The 17,480-nt window shown below is 65.7% G+C and carries 17 protein-coding genes; 3 read left to right on the top strand and 14 right to left on the bottom strand.

All coding sequences use genetic code 11. The features are described from left to right. Nucleotides 1-57: 57 nt before the first annotated feature. The 10 genes from LZ585_RS09495 to LZ585_RS09450 all read right to left on the bottom strand — a co-directional run bounded on the left by LZ585_RS09495 (nt 58) and on the right by LZ585_RS09450 (nt 9,272). Nucleotides 58-759, bottom strand: coding sequence for an ABC transporter ATP-binding protein (locus LZ585_RS09495; RefSeq protein WP_234853338.1), 702 nt, complete (start codon nt 757-759; stop codon nt 58-60). Then, the gene (locus tag LZ585_RS09490) at nt 752-1,492 is read right to left on the bottom strand and encodes an ABC transporter ATP-binding protein (RefSeq protein ID WP_234853337.1); all 741 of its coding nucleotides are present in this window, start codon (nt 1,490-1,492) and stop codon (nt 752-754) included. The genes LZ585_RS09495 and LZ585_RS09490 overlap by 8 nt, the downstream gene beginning before the upstream one ends. Next, nucleotides 1,485-2,462, bottom strand: a complete 978-nt coding sequence (locus tag LZ585_RS09485) for a branched-chain amino acid ABC transporter permease (RefSeq protein ID WP_234853336.1) — start codon at nt 2,460-2,462, stop codon at nt 1,485-1,487. The genes LZ585_RS09490 and LZ585_RS09485 overlap by 8 nt, the downstream gene beginning before the upstream one ends. After that, entirely contained in the window at nt 2,462-3,331 is an 870-nt protein-coding gene (locus tag LZ585_RS09480; protein ID WP_234853335.1) for a branched-chain amino acid ABC transporter permease, read from the bottom strand. Before LZ585_RS09480 ends, LZ585_RS09485 begins: the two co-directional genes overlap by 1 nt. A gap of 61 nt (nt 3,332-3,392) precedes the next feature. Next, on the bottom strand, nt 3,393-4,616 hold the full coding sequence (locus tag LZ585_RS09475) for an ABC transporter substrate-binding protein (RefSeq protein WP_234853334.1): 1,224 nt from the start codon (nt 4,614-4,616) through the stop codon (nt 3,393-3,395). Between the two features lie 56 nt (nt 4,617-4,672). Then, entirely contained in the window at nt 4,673-5,287 is a 615-nt protein-coding gene (gene leuD, locus LZ585_RS09470; RefSeq protein WP_234853333.1) for a 3-isopropylmalate dehydratase small subunit, read from the bottom strand. Between the two features lie 10 nt (nt 5,288-5,297). Next, complete coding sequence (gene leuC, locus LZ585_RS09465) at nt 5,298-6,710, bottom strand: 3-isopropylmalate dehydratase large subunit (RefSeq protein WP_234853332.1); 1,413 nt, start codon at nt 6,708-6,710, stop codon at nt 5,298-5,300. 30 nt (nt 6,711-6,740) lie between these two features. Then, the gene (locus tag LZ585_RS09460) at nt 6,741-7,664 is read right to left on the bottom strand and encodes a polysaccharide deacetylase family protein (protein WP_234853331.1); all 924 of its coding nucleotides are present in this window, start codon (nt 7,662-7,664) and stop codon (nt 6,741-6,743) included. Continuing rightward, nucleotides 7,664-8,599, bottom strand: a complete 936-nt coding sequence (locus LZ585_RS09455; RefSeq protein ID WP_234853330.1) for a polysaccharide deacetylase family protein — start codon at nt 8,597-8,599, stop codon at nt 7,664-7,666. The genes LZ585_RS09460 and LZ585_RS09455 overlap by 1 nt, the downstream gene beginning before the upstream one ends. A 1-nt stretch (nt 8,600) precedes the next feature. Next, nucleotides 8,601-9,272, bottom strand: a complete 672-nt coding sequence (locus LZ585_RS09450) for an isochorismatase family protein (protein WP_234853329.1) — start codon at nt 9,270-9,272, stop codon at nt 8,601-8,603. Between the two features lie 264 nt (nt 9,273-9,536). Here LZ585_RS09450 and LZ585_RS09445 point away from each other — a divergent pair, with 264 nt between their 5' ends. Beyond that, nucleotides 9,537-10,073, top strand: a complete 537-nt coding sequence (locus LZ585_RS09445) for a carboxymuconolactone decarboxylase family protein (protein WP_234853328.1) — start codon at nt 9,537-9,539, stop codon at nt 10,071-10,073. Between the two features lie 7 nt (nt 10,074-10,080). On the opposite strand, the gene LZ585_RS09440 is transcribed toward LZ585_RS09445, so the two are convergent. Beyond that, complete coding sequence (locus tag LZ585_RS09440) at nt 10,081-10,965, bottom strand: LysR family transcriptional regulator (RefSeq protein WP_234855802.1); 885 nt, start codon at nt 10,963-10,965, stop codon at nt 10,081-10,083. Nucleotides 10,966-11,059: 94 nt separating this feature from the next. Between LZ585_RS09440 and LZ585_RS09435 the strand changes: the two genes are divergently transcribed. Together LZ585_RS09435 and LZ585_RS09430 are read left to right on the top strand one after the other, a co-directional pair. Next, a complete protein-coding gene (locus LZ585_RS09435) occupies nt 11,060-12,259 on the top strand; it encodes an acyl-CoA dehydrogenase (RefSeq protein ID WP_234853327.1) in 1,200 nt (399 codons plus the stop codon). After that, nucleotides 12,252-13,409, top strand: coding sequence for a CaiB/BaiF CoA transferase family protein (locus LZ585_RS09430; protein ID WP_234853326.1), 1,158 nt, complete (start codon nt 12,252-12,254; stop codon nt 13,407-13,409). The genes LZ585_RS09435 and LZ585_RS09430 overlap by 8 nt, the downstream gene beginning before the upstream one ends. Nucleotides 13,410-13,516: 107 nt before the next feature. Here LZ585_RS09430 and LZ585_RS09425 read toward each other — a convergent pair whose 3' ends face one another. From LZ585_RS09425 to LZ585_RS09415, 3 genes are read right to left on the bottom strand one after another with little or no spacing between them, the layout of a single operon-like run. Continuing rightward, the gene (locus LZ585_RS09425) at nt 13,517-14,647 is read right to left on the bottom strand and encodes a M20/M25/M40 family metallo-hydrolase (protein ID WP_234853325.1); all 1,131 of its coding nucleotides are present in this window, start codon (nt 14,645-14,647) and stop codon (nt 13,517-13,519) included. Then, nucleotides 14,644-15,819: a M20 aminoacylase family protein gene (locus LZ585_RS09420; RefSeq protein WP_234853324.1), complete on the bottom strand. Its 1,176-nt coding sequence runs from the start codon at nt 15,817-15,819 to the stop codon at nt 14,644-14,646. The genes LZ585_RS09425 and LZ585_RS09420 overlap by 4 nt, the downstream gene beginning before the upstream one ends. Then, entirely contained in the window at nt 15,803-17,476 is a 1,674-nt protein-coding gene (locus LZ585_RS09415) for an ABC transporter ATP-binding protein (RefSeq protein ID WP_234853323.1), read from the bottom strand. Before LZ585_RS09415 ends, LZ585_RS09420 begins: the two co-directional genes overlap by 17 nt. Nucleotides 17,477-17,480: the final 4 nt, after the last annotated feature.

The following is a 17,480-nucleotide window of genomic DNA, read 5'->3' as shown; positions in this document are numbered from 1 at the left end:
GTTTCTCCGTTTGCGTCTGTTGTGCCGCCGGACGACGCGCGCCCGGCGGGCGGGCCGTCAAAGACCCAGATAGGCCTGGCGCAGCTGCGGATCGGCCAGCATCCCGGCCGCGTCCCCCTGCATCACCAGATGGCCTTGTTCGATCACATAGGCCCGGCTTGCGACGTTCAGCGACTGCATCACGTTCTGTTCCACCAGCAGCACCGCGCAGCCATCGGCGTTGATGCGCCCGATCAGGCCGAACATCTCCTCGACCATCAGGGGGGACAGGCCCAGCGAGGGTTCGTCCAGGATCAGCAGCTTGGGTTCGGACATCATGCCGCGCCCGATCGCCAGCATCTGCTGTTCGCCCCCCGACAGCGTGCCCGCAAGCTGGTCCAGCCGTTCGCGCAGGCGCGGGAAGATCGTGCAGATGCGGTCGAAGTTCTGCTTGCGGTTGGCGGTGGCGCGTCGGAACGCGCCCAGTTCCAGGTTTTCCGCGACCGACAGGTTGGGGAAGATCTTGCGGCCTTCGGGGACCTGCGCGATGCCAAGGGCCACGATGTCGCGCGGCTTCATGCCGGTGATGCGCGTTCCCTCGAACCGCACCTCGCCTGCCGTGGGCCGGATGAAGCCCGAGATGACGTTGTTCAGCGTGGTCTTGCCCACCCCGTTCGAGCCCAGCAGGGCCACGATCTCGCCCGCGTCGACGCGCAGGTCGATGCCGTGCAGCACGGCCATGGAGCCATAGCCCGCGCGGATGCCGGAAATCTCAAGCATGCTGTCCCTCCTGCAGGCGCGCGGCGGCACCGTGGCCCAGATAGGCTTCGACCACGCCGGGATCCCGGACCAGGTCCTGCGGCGTGCCATGCGCGATCATCTTGCCGTGGTTCAGCACATAGGCGGTTTCGGCTAGGCTCATCACCGCCTGCATGACATGTTCGATCATCAGGAAGGTGTGCCCCTCGTCGCGGATCTGGCGGATGATGCCGACGATTTCCGACACCTCGGACGGGATCAGCCCGGCCATCACCTCGTCCAGCAGCAGAAGCTTCGCGCCGGTGGCAAGGGCGCGGGCCAGTTCCAGCCGCTTGCGCCCCGCGATGGTCAGGGATGATGCCGGACGGTCCAGCAGCGCGCCCATGCCCAGCCGCTTGCCGACCTGGCGGGCCACTCCCATCGCCTCGGCCCGGTTGTGGTGGTGCAGATAGGCGCCGACCGCGATGTTTTCCTGCACCGTCAGACCCGCGAAGGGCTGCACGATCTGGAAGGTGCGGATCATCCCCATGGCGCAGATGCGGTGCGGGGGCAGGCCGGTGATGTCCTGGCCCATGAAGCGCAGTGTGCCGTCGTTCGGCTTGGTAAAGCCCGCGATCATGGTGAAGCAGGTGGTCTTGCCCGCGCCGTTCGGACCCAGCAGGCCGACGATGCCGCCTTCGGGCACGTCCAAGGATGCGTTGTCGACCGCCTTCAGGCCGCCGAAGCTTTTGGACAGGTTGCGGACCTCAAGCATTGTCGCCCTCCTTCTTGCGGAAGGTGCCGATGCGGGCGGCAAGCCCCATCAGGCCCTGGGGCAGGAAACGCAGCGCGCAGATCAGGACCACCGCGTACAGCACGAAGTTCAGGCCCGGCGCGTTGTGCAGCAGGTGTTTCGCGCCTTCGCCCAGCAGGTGCAGGCCCAGGGTGCCGATCAGCGGCCCCCAGACGGTACCCGCGCCGCCGATGATCGGGCCGATCAGCGCCTCGATCGACACCGCGCTGCCATAGACGACGGCGCTGTCGATGAATAGCCAGACCTGAAGATACAGCACCCCGGCCAGACCCGCGAAGGCGCCCGAAATCGCCATGGCCTTGACCTTGATGCGATAGGTGTCGATACCAAGCGCGCGGGCCGCGTCCTCGTTTTCGCGCACGGCGATCAGATAGGCGCCGAAGCGCGAATATTTCAGCCAGGCGGTCAGGGCCATGACCAGGGCCATGATCACCAGCAGGATCGTATAGACGACGGTCCGGTCATTGAACTGCAACGTGGACAGCCCCGGATCAAGCCGCAGTTGCAAGCCGCTGCCGCCGCCGGTGATGGCAAAGGACGAGGCGCAGATCCGCAGCACCTCGGCAAAGGCCAGCGTGACAAGCGCGAAGTAGGATCCCTTGAGGCCATAGCGGAAGGCAAGCGCACCGATGAAGGCGCCCATGGCCGCACCCGCCAGGATCCCGGCCGCGAAGGCGATCCAGGCGTTCACGCCATACTGGACCTGCAGGATGGCCGAGGCATAGGCTCCGGTCCCATACATCGCGGCATGGCCGAAGGACGCCATGCCCCCGAAGCCGCCGGTGATGTTCCAGGCAAGCGCCACGACGGCGACGATCAGCGCGTTGATGGTGAAGCCCATCCAGACGGGCGAGGACATGAAGTAGAGGCTGGCCAGATAGATCAGCGCCAGTGCGATTAGGACCGCCTGTCCCATGGATTGCGGTTTCATCACGCGGCCCTCCTGCCCAGAAGACCCGACGGCTTGAACAGCAGGATCAGGATGAAGGCCATAAAGATGCCGATCTGGCCCAGGCTTTCGCCCAGGAACAGCCCGCAGAGCGACTCGATCACCCCCAGCAGCAGCCCCGCGATCAGCGCGCCGGGCAGGCTGCCCATGCCGCCCAGGACGACCGTGGTAAAGGCCACGAGGACGAAGGAGTAACCCACCTGCGGCGTGACATAGAAGGTCGGCAGCAGCAGGCAGGCGGCAAGCGCCACGCAGGCCGTGCCGATGCCGAAGCAGATCGCATAGGTGTGGTTCACGTCGATGCCCACGATCTCGGCCCCGCGCTTCTCGATGGCGACGGCGCGGATGGCGGACCCGGTCCGGGTGCGGGTCATGAACAGCCACAGCAGGGGCGCGGCTGCGATGGCCGCGAAGAAGGCGATCACCCGGCCCAGCGGCAGGTATGCACCCAGGAATTCCACGGTGTTGTAGGCATAAGGGATGTCAACGCTGCGCGTGTTGGATGTCCAGAAGTAAAGCGCCAGGTTGTCGATGATCAGGGCAAGCGCCAGCGTGACCAGCAGGACGTTCTGTTCCGACCCGCCGCTCATGGGGGCGATCAGCCAGCGTTGCAGGGCATAGCCCAGGCAGAAGAACACCGGCAGCAGGATCGGGATCGCCAGATAGGGATCCACGCCCATGTGGACGAACAGGAAATAGGCCGCATAAAGCGCCAGCATCAGCAGGCTGCCATGGGCGAAGTTGATGATGTGCAGGACACCGTAGATCAGGGTCAGCCCAAGCGCGACAAGCGCATAGACGGCCCCCATCGTCAGGCCGCTGAGCACGGCGGGCAGGATGAGGCTGGACATGGACACTCGCTTGTCAGGGGTCGGCCGGTGGCCCCCGCCGGGTGGCGGGGGCGTGGTCGGATCAGCCTTCCTGCGGAACAGGGAAGACAGGCTCGGCGGTTGCGTATTCCTCGGGGAAGACCAGCTCGATCTCCTCGCCCCGGATCTGGGTGTTCACCGGCTGCGAGTTGACGTTGTCGCCGTTGACGAACTTGGTCGGGCCGTAAGGCATGATCGAGCCGTCAAAGGTGGATGCCGCCAAGGTGTCGATCATCGCCTTGCGGTCGGTCGAGGCGCCGCGTTCCAAGGCGTCGGCGATGACCTGGATCGTGGCATAGGACACCATCACGTCATAGGTCAGGTCCAGCCCCGCCTCGGCCACGCTGGCGGCAAGCGCCTGGGATTCGGGCTTGTTGGGGTCGTACCAGTGGTTGCAGTCCATCACGTATTGCGCCACGTCGTTGTTTTCGCGCACGAACTTGATGTTGGACGCGGCGCCGCCCAGGATCGAATAGATCGCCATCAGTTCGGCCCGCTGCTGGCGCAAGGCGCGTGCCATCAGCGTGTATTCGTTGAGATAGTTCGACGGGATCAGGATGTTCGCCCCCGACGCCTTCACCCGCAGCGCGATGTTGTTGAAGTCGCGATGCGGCGTGGGGTGGGAAATCGTCTCGACCACCTCGATGCCCTGCTGGGGCAGTTGCTCGGCCATGATCTTGGCCATGTTCGATCCGAAGGGGCCGTCCTCGTGGACGATGGCGGCGGTCTTGACCGGGCTGCCGGCAGCCGCGTTCAGCTGCTTGAGGTTTTCAAGCGCGACGCTGGTGCATTTGTTCACGCCCGGGGTGAAGCGGAAGACGTTGGGCAGGCCGCGTTCCACGATCGTCTCGGCGGTGCCGATGGAAAACACCTGCGCCAGGTCGTATTTCGCCGCCGCCTGCGACGATGCCAGCCCCAGGGCTGATGCGCTTGCGCCGGTGAAGGCCACCACGCCAGCCTCGGCCAGGGTGTCCACCGCCGACGCGGCGATCTCGGGGCGGCTCTGGGCATCGACCACGACCAGTTCGATCTGCGCGCCGCCCATGCTCTTGATGCCGCCGGCGGCGTTGATCGCGTCGGCCGCGAATTTCGCGCCCGCCGCGCATTGCGTCCCGTTATAGGCCAGGTTGCCGGTCAGCGGTTCCAGCACGCCGATCTTCACGGTCTGGCCTTGCGCCCGCAGGATCGAGGGCATGGACAGCCCGCTGACAAGGGCGGCCGCGCCCGAGGCCTTCAGCAAGCCGCGGCGATTGAGTGTGTATGTCATTGTCGTCTCCCTGCTTGTTATTCGTATGACTTGTTAAAGGCGTGGGCCGGGCGCGATCAGCGCCCCAGCCATGGGTTGCGGGCCATCCTGTCGGCCTCGAATGCCGCGATCCGGTTTAGGTAGGTGAAGGTCATCTCGATCTCGTCCAGGCCCTGCAGAAGACAGTCGCGGGCGAAGGCGTCGATGGTGATCGGATGGGCGCCCAGATCGCCGGGCAGGACCACCTGCGCGGCTTCCAGGTCGACCGTGACGGCGGCGTCGGGGTTGTCGGACAGGTGATCCGCCAAGGCTTCGCAGACAGTGACCGGCAGGCGGACCGGGACGATGCCGTTCTTGAGCGCGTTGTTGAAGAAGATGTCGCCGAAGCTGGGTGCCAGCAGCGCGCGGATGCCCGCATCAGCCAGGGCATAGACCGCGCCTTCGCGGGATGACCCGCAGCCGAAGTTGTCCTCGACCAGCAGGATCCTGGCCCCCTGTGCGTCGGGACGGTTCAGCGGAAAGCCGGGGTCGAGGTTGCCATCCGCGTCGCGGCGGATGTCGTGGAACAGGAACTTGTCGTATCCCTCGGCCCGGTCGGCCTTGAGAAAGCGGCCGGGGATGATCTGGTCGGTGTCGCAGTTGACGCCGGGAACATAAGCGACGGTCGAGGTTCCGCGGGTGAAGGCCTTCATCGCATCATCCTTACAGCCTGCGGACATCGGTCAGCCGCCCGGTGATCGCGGCGGCGGCGGCCATGGCGGGGCTGACCAGATGGGTTCGCGCACCCGGCCCCTGCCGCCCCACGAAATTCCGGTTCGATGTCGAGGCGCAGCGTTCGCCAGGTTCCACCACATCGCCGTTCATCGCCGCACACATGGAACAGCCAGACTGGCGCCATTCGAAGCCCGCCTCGCGGAAGATGCGGGCCAGGCCCTCGGCCTCGGCCTGTTCGCGGACCTGGGTGGAACCGGGGACGACGATGGTGGGGATGGCTGCCTTGCGGTCCTTCAGGATGGCTGCGGCGGCGCGCAGATCCTCGATCCGGCTGTTGGTGCAGGATCCGATGAAGACACGGTCGATGGGCAACCCGTCCAGTTCGGTGCCGGGCGCCAGGTCCATGTATTCCAGCGACTTGGCGGCGGCCTTGCGCTTCTCTGCGCTGGCAAAGCTGGCGGGATCGGGGATGCGGCCGGTGATCGGGACGGCATCCTCGGGACTGGTGCCCCAGGTGACCATGGGGGCGATGGCCGCGCCGTCCATCTCGACCTCCCGGTCGAAGGGGGCGCCGTCGTCGGTGGGAAGCCGCCGCCACTGGGCCATGGCAAGATCCCATTCCTGATCCGTGGGCGCGTAATGGCGCCCGGCGACATAGCGGAAGGTGGTTTCGTCGGGGGCAACCATGCCCAGGCGGGCGGCGGCCTCGATCGACAGGTTGCACAGCGTCAGCCGCGCCTCGACCGACATATTGCGCACGACCTGGCCCGCATATTCGATGGCGTGCCTGCCCGCGCCCGCAGCCCCGATCCGGGCGATCAGCGCCAGCATCACGTCCTTGGCGGTGACGCCCTGTCCCAGTTGCCCGTCCACCGTGACGCGCATGGTCTTGGGCCGCATCTGCCACAGGGTCTGGGTCGCCAGAACATGGGCGTTTTCCGACTGCCCGATGCCGAAGGCGATGGCCCCAAGTGCGCCTTGGGTCGAGGTATGGCTGTCCGAGCAGACGATGGTCAGGCCGGGCAGGGTGATGCCTTGTTCCGGCGCCACGACATGGACGATGCCCTGTTCGCGGCTGGACAGGCCGAAATGGCGCAGGCCGCCCCATTCCATGTTCTCGTCAAAGGTGCGGATCATGCGGGCGATGGCGGGGCTTGCCGCGTCATCCGCGCTGCGGCCCAAGGTGGGGACGTAATGGTCCGCGATCCCGAAGATCTGCTGGGGACGGCGCGGGCGCAAGTTGCGGCGCTTCAGGTCGGCGAAGGCATGGAAGCTGCCCTCGTGGATCAGGTCGCGGTCGATATACAGAAGCGACTGCCCGGACGGGTGGCGCATGATCTCATGCGCGTCCCAGATCTTGCCGAACAGGGTTCGCGGCGTGGTGTCGGATGCTTGCGTCATGGCGATCCGTTCCTTGTTCATGCAGGTCCGTCAGACCTGGCCTTCGGCTGCGGCGGCGATCTGGCCCACGGGGGCGGTCCAGACGCCGTCATGGCCCAGGATGTAGTCCAGCACCTCGCGCAGGTATTCGACGCGATAGGGCATCCCCGATACCCAGGAATGCAGCGGCAGGCTCATCACCCGGCCGCCGTAATCCGCGCTTTCGCGATACAGCACGTCGAAGCGGTCCTTGACCTGCTGCACCCATTCGGGCTCGGACTGGAAATATTCGTTGGCGACCACCCGGTCGTCGGTCTCATATGCCAGCGGCATCGCCAGAAGCCTGCCTTCGCTGGTCCGCATTGGGTAGGGCAGGTCGTCATTGGCCCAGTCCAGGTTCCAGCGGATGCCGTTGCGGGCCAGCAGTTCGGGCGTGTTGAAGCCCTGCGCGCGGCCGGGCGACAGCCACCCCTCGACCGGCTGGCCTGTGGCACCCCGCAGCAGGCGCAGGGTTTCGGCGATGATCGCGTTCTCATCCTCGGGGGACAGACCCGAATGGTGGACCTTGCCCATGTCCAGACCATGGGCCACCACCTCGTGTCCCCCTTCGACCACCGCCTTCAGCAGCGCGGGATAGCGCGTGGCGATGCAGCCGTTGACGGCAAAGCTGGTTTGCAGCCCCTTTTCCGCCAGCAGCCGCAGGATGCGGAACACGCCGATGCGATTGCCATAAACGCGGTGGGTGAAATAGCGGAAATCGGGATAGGGCATCGACAGCGCGCCGGGCGCCTTGAAGGGCTTCGCGGGCATATCCAGCGGGAAATGCTGCACATGGGTCACGACCGACAGCGCGATCCGCGCCCCGTCGGGCCAGGTGATCGGCTTGCGCGCGAACATATCCGACCAGTCATAGCGGTCGTGGTCCATGCCGTAGCGACGGGCCGGATAGTCCAGGTAATTCTCGGGAAGCGACATCAGCGGTCCCCCTGCGCGTGCTTGGCGGCAGCAGCGGTCATCGCGTCATAGGCGCCGCTGGCGTGATAGGCTTCGGCAATCTCTCGGCCCGTGGCCTGCCAGACCCCGTCATGGCCGGCGATATAGTCGATGGCCTCGGCGAAGGCGTCGATGCGGTGGGGCTGGCCCACAAGATAGGGATGCAGCGGGATGCACATGACCATGCCGCTTTCGTCGGATTCCCTGTAAAGCTGGTCGAACTGGCGGCGGATGATCTCGCCATAGTGACGCGGCGTGACCTTCTGGCTGTTATACACGATCACGTCGTTCATCTCGAGTGAATAGGGCATCGAGATCAGCTTGCCGGACTTGACCTTCACGGGCATCGGCTGGTCGTCGTGGAACATATCGCAGGTATAGCGGATCCCGGCCTCGGCCAGGATGTCCATGGTCCACAGGTTGTTCGACAGCGCGGGCGACAGCCAGCCCGCCAGTTCCTGCCCCGTGTGCTTCCGAACCGTATCGAAGGCGTCGCGGATGATCTCGCGTTCCTGGTCCACCGTCATGTTATAGACATAGCGGGTGTTGTAGATGCCGTGGGAAAAGAACTCCCACCCCCGGTCGGCGCAGGCACGGATGATTTCCGGGTGATGATCGCAGAGCGCGACGTTCAGCGACACCGACCCGCGAAAGCCCGCCTGGTCCATCGCCGCCATCATCCGCTGCCAGCCCGCGCGGTTGCCATAGTCGCGGTGCGAATATTGCAGAACGTCGGGGTTGGGGCGGCCCCAGGGGGTGCGGGTGGGGTTGTTCGGCGGATCGTATTCGTAGAATTCGATATTGGGCGCGATCCAGACGGCCAGTTTCTTGCCGCCGGGCCAGGTGATCCTGGGCCGCCCCGGCCAGGGCAGATAATCGTAAAGCCCCAGGTCCGACCGCATCGGTTCAGCGCCCATCTCAGCGTGCCTCGGGCTGATAGGCGTCATACCAGGCGATGGCGTCGGCCACCGGGATCACGTCGCCATACTTGACCGAGATGTCATAGAGGTTTGCGAAATGCGGGCTTTCGTGCTTGTCGGCCACGCATTCCTCGGGGACGATCACCCGATACCCGCGAGAGATCGCATCCACCACGCAGGCCCGCACGCAGCCCGAGGTCGAGCCGCCGGTCAGGACCACCGTGTCGCACCCGTGCCAGACCATCAGCGATTGCAGGTTCGTTTCATGAAACGGCGATGCCATGCGCTTGTTGATGACGATGTCCTTGACACGGTCGATCTTCAGGCGCGGATCGAATTCGGCGCGGCGCGAGCCCACCTTGATGTTCTGCAGCGAATCCGGCGTGTCGGTGCGGGTGCCCCAGACGCCGCAATCCTCGCCCGACTGCATATAGGCCACATAGGTCCACGTGATCGGCAGGCCCTTGGCGCGGGCCAGGTCGGCCAGTTGGTTCACATAGTCCAGCTGCTTGGGATTGGTCTCGTAAGCCGTCGCGAACTCGCCCAAGCCGGTATAGGCCAGTTGCAGGTCGATGTTGATCAGCATCGGCTTTTTGCCGAACCCGAAGCGGCGGCGGGTGGGATTGGCCTTGGCGTGCTCATAAATCTGCCGGGCCGTCAGCGACGACATTTCCATTCCTTGGACCTCCTCTGCCTGCGCCTGCGGATCCGGCCTTGGCTGGCCTTCGGCCTTGCCTCCTCCACGCCTGATCCACGACCGCATTTTATTTATTGTTATCTCTTTATGTCATTTGTAAAGAGAAAATTTTGATTTTATTTCAATAAGATGGAAGGTTCTCTCAGGGGTTGATGTCATTCACTGTGGATGCGCCAGTCCATGTTGAATCGCTGGCCACGTGCGATACGGCACAGTCTGAGGAACCGGAAAACGCCCATGTCCCGATCCCCTTGCCCGCCCCTGACGAATGCCGAATGGCCCCCATCCCTGGCCGATCTGCGGGATGGCTTTGCCGGGCAGTTGAACGTTTATCGCACCATGGCGCATCACCCCGCCCTAGTCAGGGCCTGGGCGCCGATGCGCCAGCACGTCGTGAAGGATACCGCGCTTGGCCTGGAACGGTCCGAGGTGGTCATCCTGCGCACGGGCCACAGGATGGGATCGGCCTATGAATGGGCGCATCATGTCAGCCGCGCGCGGACTCTTGGCTTTTCCGACGCCCGGATCCGCGCCATCGTGGCCATGCCTGAAGGCGAGGACGGTCTGATCGTGCGCGCGGTCGATGCGCTGTTCGATGAGCGTAGGATCCCGCCCGAACTCGAGGCGGAACTGGCGGCCGCCATCGGGCGGACGGCGGTCTTCGACCTGATCGCCACCGTGGGCTTCTATTTCGTGCTGGGCAGCATCCTGATGACCTATGACACGCCCGTCGATCCGGCCATCGCGGACGAACTGGACCGCGATCCGATCTGACCGCGCCTCAGGCGACTTCGGCTGCCAGCCAGTCGCGGAAATGGATCAGCGGGCGTGATTCGGCCCGCGTCCGGGGCCAGACCAGCCGATAGGCCCCGCGGCCGGGAACGGCCGGTCGCAAAACGGGCAGCAGGTGGCCCTCGGCGATTTCCTGGCGGGCCAGATAATCGGGCAGAAGCGCCACCCCAAGCCCCGATATGGCGGCTTGGATCATCATGGAAAACTGGTCCATCACCATCCCGCCCGACGGTACCACCTGCGCCCCTTGTCCCCGGAACCAGTCGGCCCAGGCGCCGGGCCGGGTTTGCAGATACAGCAGTACCAAGCCTTCCAGGTCATCCGGCTGCATGATCGGATGGGCGGCCAGAAAGGCTGCGCTTGCGCAGGCCGTCAGGCTTTCGCCGAACAACAGCAGGCTGTCCTCGGGGGCGGTGTCGCCCTGGTGATAGATGATCGCGGCGTCGAACGGCTCGTTGCTGAAGGACACCGGCTGGAAGCGCGTGGTCAGGTTCACCATGATCCCCGGATGCCGGGTCATGAAGCCGGGCAGGCGCGGGGCCAGCCAGCGTGTGCCAAAGGTCGGCAGCACCGCCAGGTTGATGCTGCCCCCTTCCGGGTTGGCAATCAGCGACATGCCACCCCGCTGGATCAGGTCAAGCGCCGCCGAGATGTCTGCGTGATAGCGGGCGGCCCCTTCGGTCGGGATCAGGCGGCGGCGGTGGCGCAGGAACAGCGGCTGGCCCATCTGCTCCTCCAGCGTCTGGACCAAGCGGCTGACGGTGCTTTGCGTCAGGCCCAGTTCCTGAGCCGCAGCCGTCACCGACCCGTGCCGCATCACCCCGTCAAAGGCCAGAAGCAGGCTGAGGTTCGGCAGGTATCGCCTGATGCGCATGAACATTCACCCGATACATGATCTCATGGACATTTATCATTTCTGATGTGACTGCCAAATGGATACTGTCGCTGCAACAAGTCAGGAGCTTCCGATGTCCACCAAATCCCACAAAGGCGCGGCGTTCGACTGGGCGGACCCGTTCCTTCTGAACGACCAGTTGAGCGAAGAAGAGCGGATGATCCGCGACAGCGCGGCGGCATTCGCGGCCGACCGGCTGGCCCCGCGGGTCACCGACGCCTATCTGAACGAGACGACCGACCCCGAGATCTTTCGCGAGATGGGGGCGGCAGGCCTGCTGGGCGTGACGGTGGATGATGCCTATGGTGGGGTTGGTGCGTCCTACGTGGCTTACGGCTTGGTCGCGCGAGAAATCGAGCGGATCGACAGCGGCTATCGCAGCATGGCCTCGGTGCAAAGCTCGCTGGTGATGTTTCCGATCGAAGCCTATGGCAGCGAGGAGCAGAAGCAGAAATACCTGCCGAAACTCGCCAGCGGGGAATATATCGGCTGCTTCGGTTTGACCGAACCGGATGCCGGGTCGGATCCGGCGGGCATGAAGACCCGCGCGAAGAAAACCGAGGGCGGTTATGTCCTGAACGGCGCCAAGATGTGGATTTCCAACAGCCCCATCGCCGATGTCTTCGTGGTCTGGGCCAAATCCGACGCCCATGGCGGCAAGGTGCGCGGCTTCGTGCTGGAAAAGGAGATGAAGGGTTTGTCAGCCCCCAAGATCGAGGGCAAGCTGTCGCTCCGCGCATCTGTCACCGGCGAGATCGTGATGGAGGATGTCGAGGTCGGAGATGACGCGCTGCTGCCCAACATCGAGGGCATGGGCGGTCCGTTCGGCTGCCTCAACCGCGCACGCTATGGCATTTCCTGGGGCGCGATGGGGGCCGCCGAGGATTGCTGGTTCCGCGCCCGCCAGTATGGGCTGGACCGCCACCAGTTCAACCGTCCCTTGGCCGCGACCCAGTTGTTCCAGAAGAAGCTGGCCGATATGCAGACGGAAATCGCCCTGGGCCTTCAGGCCTCCCTGCGCGTCGGGCGGCTGTTCGACGAAGGCCGCTTCGCGCCCGAGATGATCTCGATCGTCAAGCGCAACAACTGCGGCAAGGCCCTGGATATCGCGCGCATGGCGCGGGATATGCACGGCGGCAACGGCATTTCCAGCGAATACCACGTGATCCGCCATGCCCAGAACCTGGAAACCGTGAACACCTATGAAGGCACCCACGATGTCCACGCGCTGATCTTGGGCCGTGCGCAGACAGGGATCCAGGCCTTTGGCTGAGGCACCGCTGAAGGGCCTGCGGATCGTCGAACTGGCGCGTATCCTGGCCGGTCCCTGGATTGGCCAGACTCTGGCAGATCTGGGCGCCGAGGTCATCAAGGTCGAGGCACCCGAGGGCGACGACACCCGTCGCTGGGGCCCGCCGTTCATCGACCGGCCCCGCGGCGATGGGGCGACGGAAAAGGTTGCCGCCTATTTCCACGCCGCGAACCGGGGCAAGACCTCCGTGGTCTGCGACTTCAACGACGCGGGCGACCTGAACCGGCTGCGCGAGCTGATCGACGAAGCCGATGTGGTAGTGGAAAACTTCAAGGTCGGCGGGCTGGCCCGCTTCGGCCTGGACTACCACACGCTGTCGGTGCGCAATCCGGGGCTGGTCTATGCCTCGATCACGGGCTTCGGGCAGGATGGGCCACGCGCGACCCAGCCGGGATACGACTTCCTGATCCAGGGAATGTCGGGAATCATGGACCTGACCGGTGCCCCTGACGGAGAGCCGCAGAAGGTCGGCGTGGCCTGGATTGACATCTTCACCGGGCTTTACGGGGTGATCGCGGTGCAGGCGGCGCTTGCGGAACGGCAGCGGTCCGGTCGCGGGCAGCATCTGGACCTGTCGCTCTTGGATTGCGGGGTGGCGGTGCTGGCCAACCAGGCCACGAACTTCCTGCTGGGCGGCACAGTGCCGCATCGGCTGGGCAATGCCCATCCCAATATCGTGCCTTATCAACTGTTCCCGGCATCCGACGGCCACCTGATCGTGGCCTGCGGCAATGACCGGCAATTCGCGGCGCTGTGCCGCGTGCTGGATCTGCCCGATTTGCCCGCCGATCCTGACTTTGCCACCAACCCCGCCCGCGTGGCCCATCGCGACAGGCTGGTGCCGGTGCTGGCTGCCGCCACCGCCCGGCAGACCCGCGCCAGCCTGATCGCCGCGATGGAAACGGCAGGCGTTCCCGCAGGCCCGGTCAACGACGTGGCCGAGGCGCTATCGGAAGCCCAGATCGCCGCCCGGGGCTTGCAGATCGCGCCCGAAGGCATCCCGGGCCTGCGCACGCCTATCCGCTTTGGCCGAAACACCCTCGATCACAGTCGCGCAGCCCCCGCGCTTGGGGAAGGGGAATGGGGGTTCGGAAAGGATCCCGGGCAATGACGGTTAAAACGGTTGGGATCACCCTGGCGGGCAGGTGGGCGACGGTATTGCCCATGCCCTCGCCGGATAGGATGTCCAGGTGACCGACCTCAGCCAGCCGGAGTCTTTCAGGCAATCTGGGTCAGCAGTCCTGCCGCCAGTCTTGCGCGTTCCGGCAAGCTCGCGATCTCGATATGCTCGTTCAGGGTGTGCAGCCCTTTGCCGCGAACGCCGATCGAGTCCAGCGTGGGCACGCCCATGGCGCCCGTGAAGTTCCCGTCCGAGCCGCCGCCGGCACTGCCTGCGGCAAGATCGAAGCCGATCCGGGACGACACCTGACGCGCCAGGTCATAGAGCGCCATCGTGCCCGGCTGCGGCTCCCACACGGGGCGGGTGACGCCGCGGGTCACGATGAATTCGACCCCCTCCTCCTCTCCCTGAAGGGCAAGCATGGCAGCCACGCCACGGTCCAGATCCTCTTGCGTCTTGGCCATGCTCAGAACCTCGGCCCGGCAGGACGATGACACGCAATTGACCCACTGCCCGGCATGGATCACGCCGACCGAGAAGGTGCAATCGTCGGTCGTCATCGCCTCGATCTGCAAGACGCGCCGCGCCATGGCCGCAATTGCGGAACGGCCGTCTTTCAGCGCCCAACCTGCATGGCTGGGGCGGCCCTGCGTCAGCAGGTCGAAGCGCGCGATGGCATAGCGGCCGGTGACCGCGCCACCGTCGGGGGATGCGGGTTCCGGCACCAGCACCGCGCGCTGACCCCGCGCCGCATCCTCGATCAACCCACGGGTGGCGGGGGTGCCGACCTCCTCGTCCGGGGTGAACAGGAAGGTGACCGGCAGCGGCGTGGTCAGGCCGGCCTTGCGGATCTGGCGCATGGCTTCCAGGAAGACATAGTTGCCGCCCTTCATGTCCATGATGCCGGGACCATAGGCCAAGCCGCCCTCGCGCCGGAAGGGCAGGGCGTCCAGCGTGCCGATGGGATGGACGGTATCCATGTGGCCGGACACGAGGATGCCCGGCTTGCCCTGGTCGGGATGGGGAAAGGTCGCGCGGATCGACGTGCCGAAGCCCTTGGTGCCGGGGATCGTCTCGACCGTGGCGCCGATGGCTGCAAGGTCGCGTGCGGCCAGATCCATCATCCGGCTGACGGCGACCGCGTCCCAGGTGGGGCTTTCGCATTCCACCCAGGGCCGCAGGCCTTCCAGCATTTCGTCGGCGTCGAAGGGCAGGTTCAGCGCGTTCATGCGGCGTTCCCCAGCGGCAGGCGGCGTTCGATCAGCCGGGCATAGATCGAGGCGCCCACCGGCAGGATACCGGGATCCAGAACGAAGCCCGGATTGTGCAGCGGCACCGTGCCCGCGTGGCCCAGGTTGCCATAGGCGCCGGGAACCTGGTGCAGCATATCGGCGAAATCCTCGGACCCGGTAAAAGGCGCGCTGTCGGTATCGACCTGCTGTTCGCCCACGACATCGGCTGCGGCCTGCGCCCAGGCATCCGTCAGGTCGGGATCGTTCAGCAGCACGTCGAAGATCTCGCGGAAATCCACGGTCACGGTGACACCATGGGCCTTGCCCATGCCCTCGCAGATGTCGCGCATCCGGGCCTGCATCAGGTCGCGCACCTCAGGCCGGAAGAAGCGGATCGTTCCGGCCAGCGTGGCCGTTTCCGGCACGACATTATAGGCGCTGCCCGCGTGAATCTGGGTCACGGACAGGACGGCCTTGTCCAGGGGATCGACGTTGCGGCCCAGGATGGTCTGGAACTGGCCGACCAGGCTCGAGGCCACCACAAGGGCGTCGCGCGACTGCTGCGGCATGGCGGCGTGGCTGCCCTTGCCGCTGACGGCGATGTCAAAGAAGGACGCGCCCGCCATGGCCGCCCCCCTGCAGATCGTGGCCTGGCCCGGCTTGCCGTTGGGCTGATTGTGCATTCCGTAGACCTCGTCCACCGGGAAACGCTGGAACAACCCGTCCGCAATCATGCCGCGCGCGCCGCCCAAGCCTTCCTCTGCCGGCTGGAAGATGAACACGGCGGTGCCGTCGAAATTGCGGCTGGCGGCCAGGTATTTCGCGGCGCCCAGCAGCATCGTCGTGTGGCCGTCATGGCCGCAGGCGTGCATCCGGCCTGCATTGCGCGAGGCATAGTCCAGGCCGCTGGCTTCCTGGATCGGCAGGGCGTCCATGTCCGCGCGCAGGCCCACGCGGCGGTTGCCCTGGCCGCGCCCGCGCAACAGCCCCACGACGCCCGTCCTGCCGATGCCTTCATGCACCTCGTCCAGGCCGTATTCGCGCAGCTTGGCCGCAACGACGCCCGCAGTGCGCACTTCCTCGAACCCGATTTCGGGATTGGCGTGCAGGTCGCGGAAGACCGCTTTCAGGTCCGGGGCAGCGGCGTCGATTTCAGGCAGGTTGGGCATGGTTCACCTTCGGCATCTCGCGGAAATTGTGGAAATCCCAGGATCGGCCGGGGGCGGCATCGATCAGGGCGCGGGTATAGGCATGGGCGGGCGCGGCCAGCACTTCGGCGGCGGGGCCGTGTTCGACAACGACGCCGCGCTGCATCACGATCACCTCGTCGCAGATCTGGGCGGCAACCCGCAGGTCATGGGTGATGAAGACGATGCCGATGCCCAGGTCGCGCTGCAACTGGTCCAGCAGATCCAGCACCTGTGCCTGCACGGATACATCCAGCGCCGACACCGCCTCGTCCGCGACCAGCACGTCGGGGCGCATCATCACGGCCCGCGCGATGGCGATCCGCTGGCGCTGCCCGCCGGAGAACTGGTGGGGATAGCGCGCCAAGGCATCCTCGGGCAGGCCCACGACGCGCATCAGGCGCGCGGCCTCGGCCAGGGCCTCGCGGCGCGGCGTGCCATAGTTCAGCGGGCCTTCGATCAGGCTTTCGGCGATGGTCCACCGGGGGTTCAGCGACCGCATCGGATCCTGGAACACAACCTGCAGCTTTTGCCGGTGCGGGCGCAGCGCGCCGCGCGACAGGTTCGCGATGTCGGTGCCGTCCAGCATAATCCGCCCCGAGGTCGGGTCGATCAGCCGCATGATGCAGCGCGCGACCGTGGACTTGCCCGACCCGGATTCGCCGACGATCCCAAGGGTGCGCCCGCGCGTCAGGGTAAAGGCGACGTCCTTCGCGGCATGGGCTTGCGGCAGCTTCTTCAGGATGCCGCCGCCGCCATAGACCTTGTTCAGCGCATCGACCCGCAGCACGGCGTCATCAGACAGGGCGCGCGCGGGGCGGGGCGACAGGCTGGGCACCGCCGACAGCAGCTTGCGGGTGTAATCGGCCTGGGGATGGCGCAGCAGAGCCTCGACGGCGCCATGTTCGACGATCTCGCCGTGCTTCATCACATAGACCGTGTCCGCGATCTCGGCCACGACGCCCATGTCATGGGTGATGAACAGCACCGCCGTGCCGTGCTTTTGCTGCAATTCGTCGATCAGCAGCAGGATCTGTTTTTGCGTGGTCACGTCCAGGGCCGTGGTGGGTTCGTCCGCGATCAGCAGCACGGGTTCCAGCACAAGGGCCATGGCGATCATGATCCGCTGGCGCTGCCCGCCCGAAAGCTGGTGTGGATAGGACCGGAAGATGCGGTCCACGTCGGGCAGATGCACCTGTTCCATGATCGCGCGGGCGCGAGCGCGGCGTTCGGCCACCGGCAGGTTGGTGTGAAGCTCCATCACCTCCATGATCTGGTCGCCGACCCGCAGGACCGGGTTCAGCGCCGTCATCGGTTCCTGAAAGATCATGGCGACGCGGGCGGCGCGAAGCTGGCGCATCTGCGCCTGGCTCAGCGGCAGCAGGTCGCGGCCCTCCAGCGCGATCGTGCCCGTTGCGACCTTCAGCGCTTCGGGCAGAAGGCCCATGATCGCCAGCGAGGTCACCGACTTGCCCGATCCGGATTCGCCCACCAGGCAGACAGTTTCACCCTGCCGGATCGTCACATCGATGCCCTTGAGGACCTGGGGGTTGCCCGGCGTATCCGGCAGGCTGACAGTCAGGTTGCGGGCTTCCAGGGCGACGGGCGCCGCGTCGAAGTTGCGTGTCTTGAACAGCATCGGC

Source organism: Paracoccus everestensis, assembly GCF_021491915.1.
In the GTDB taxonomy this organism is placed as follows: Bacteria; Pseudomonadota; Alphaproteobacteria; order Rhodobacterales; family Rhodobacteraceae; genus Paracoccus; species Paracoccus everestensis.
Note: the sequence above shows the minus strand (reverse complement) of the source record. Positions and strands in the feature narration are given on the sequence as shown.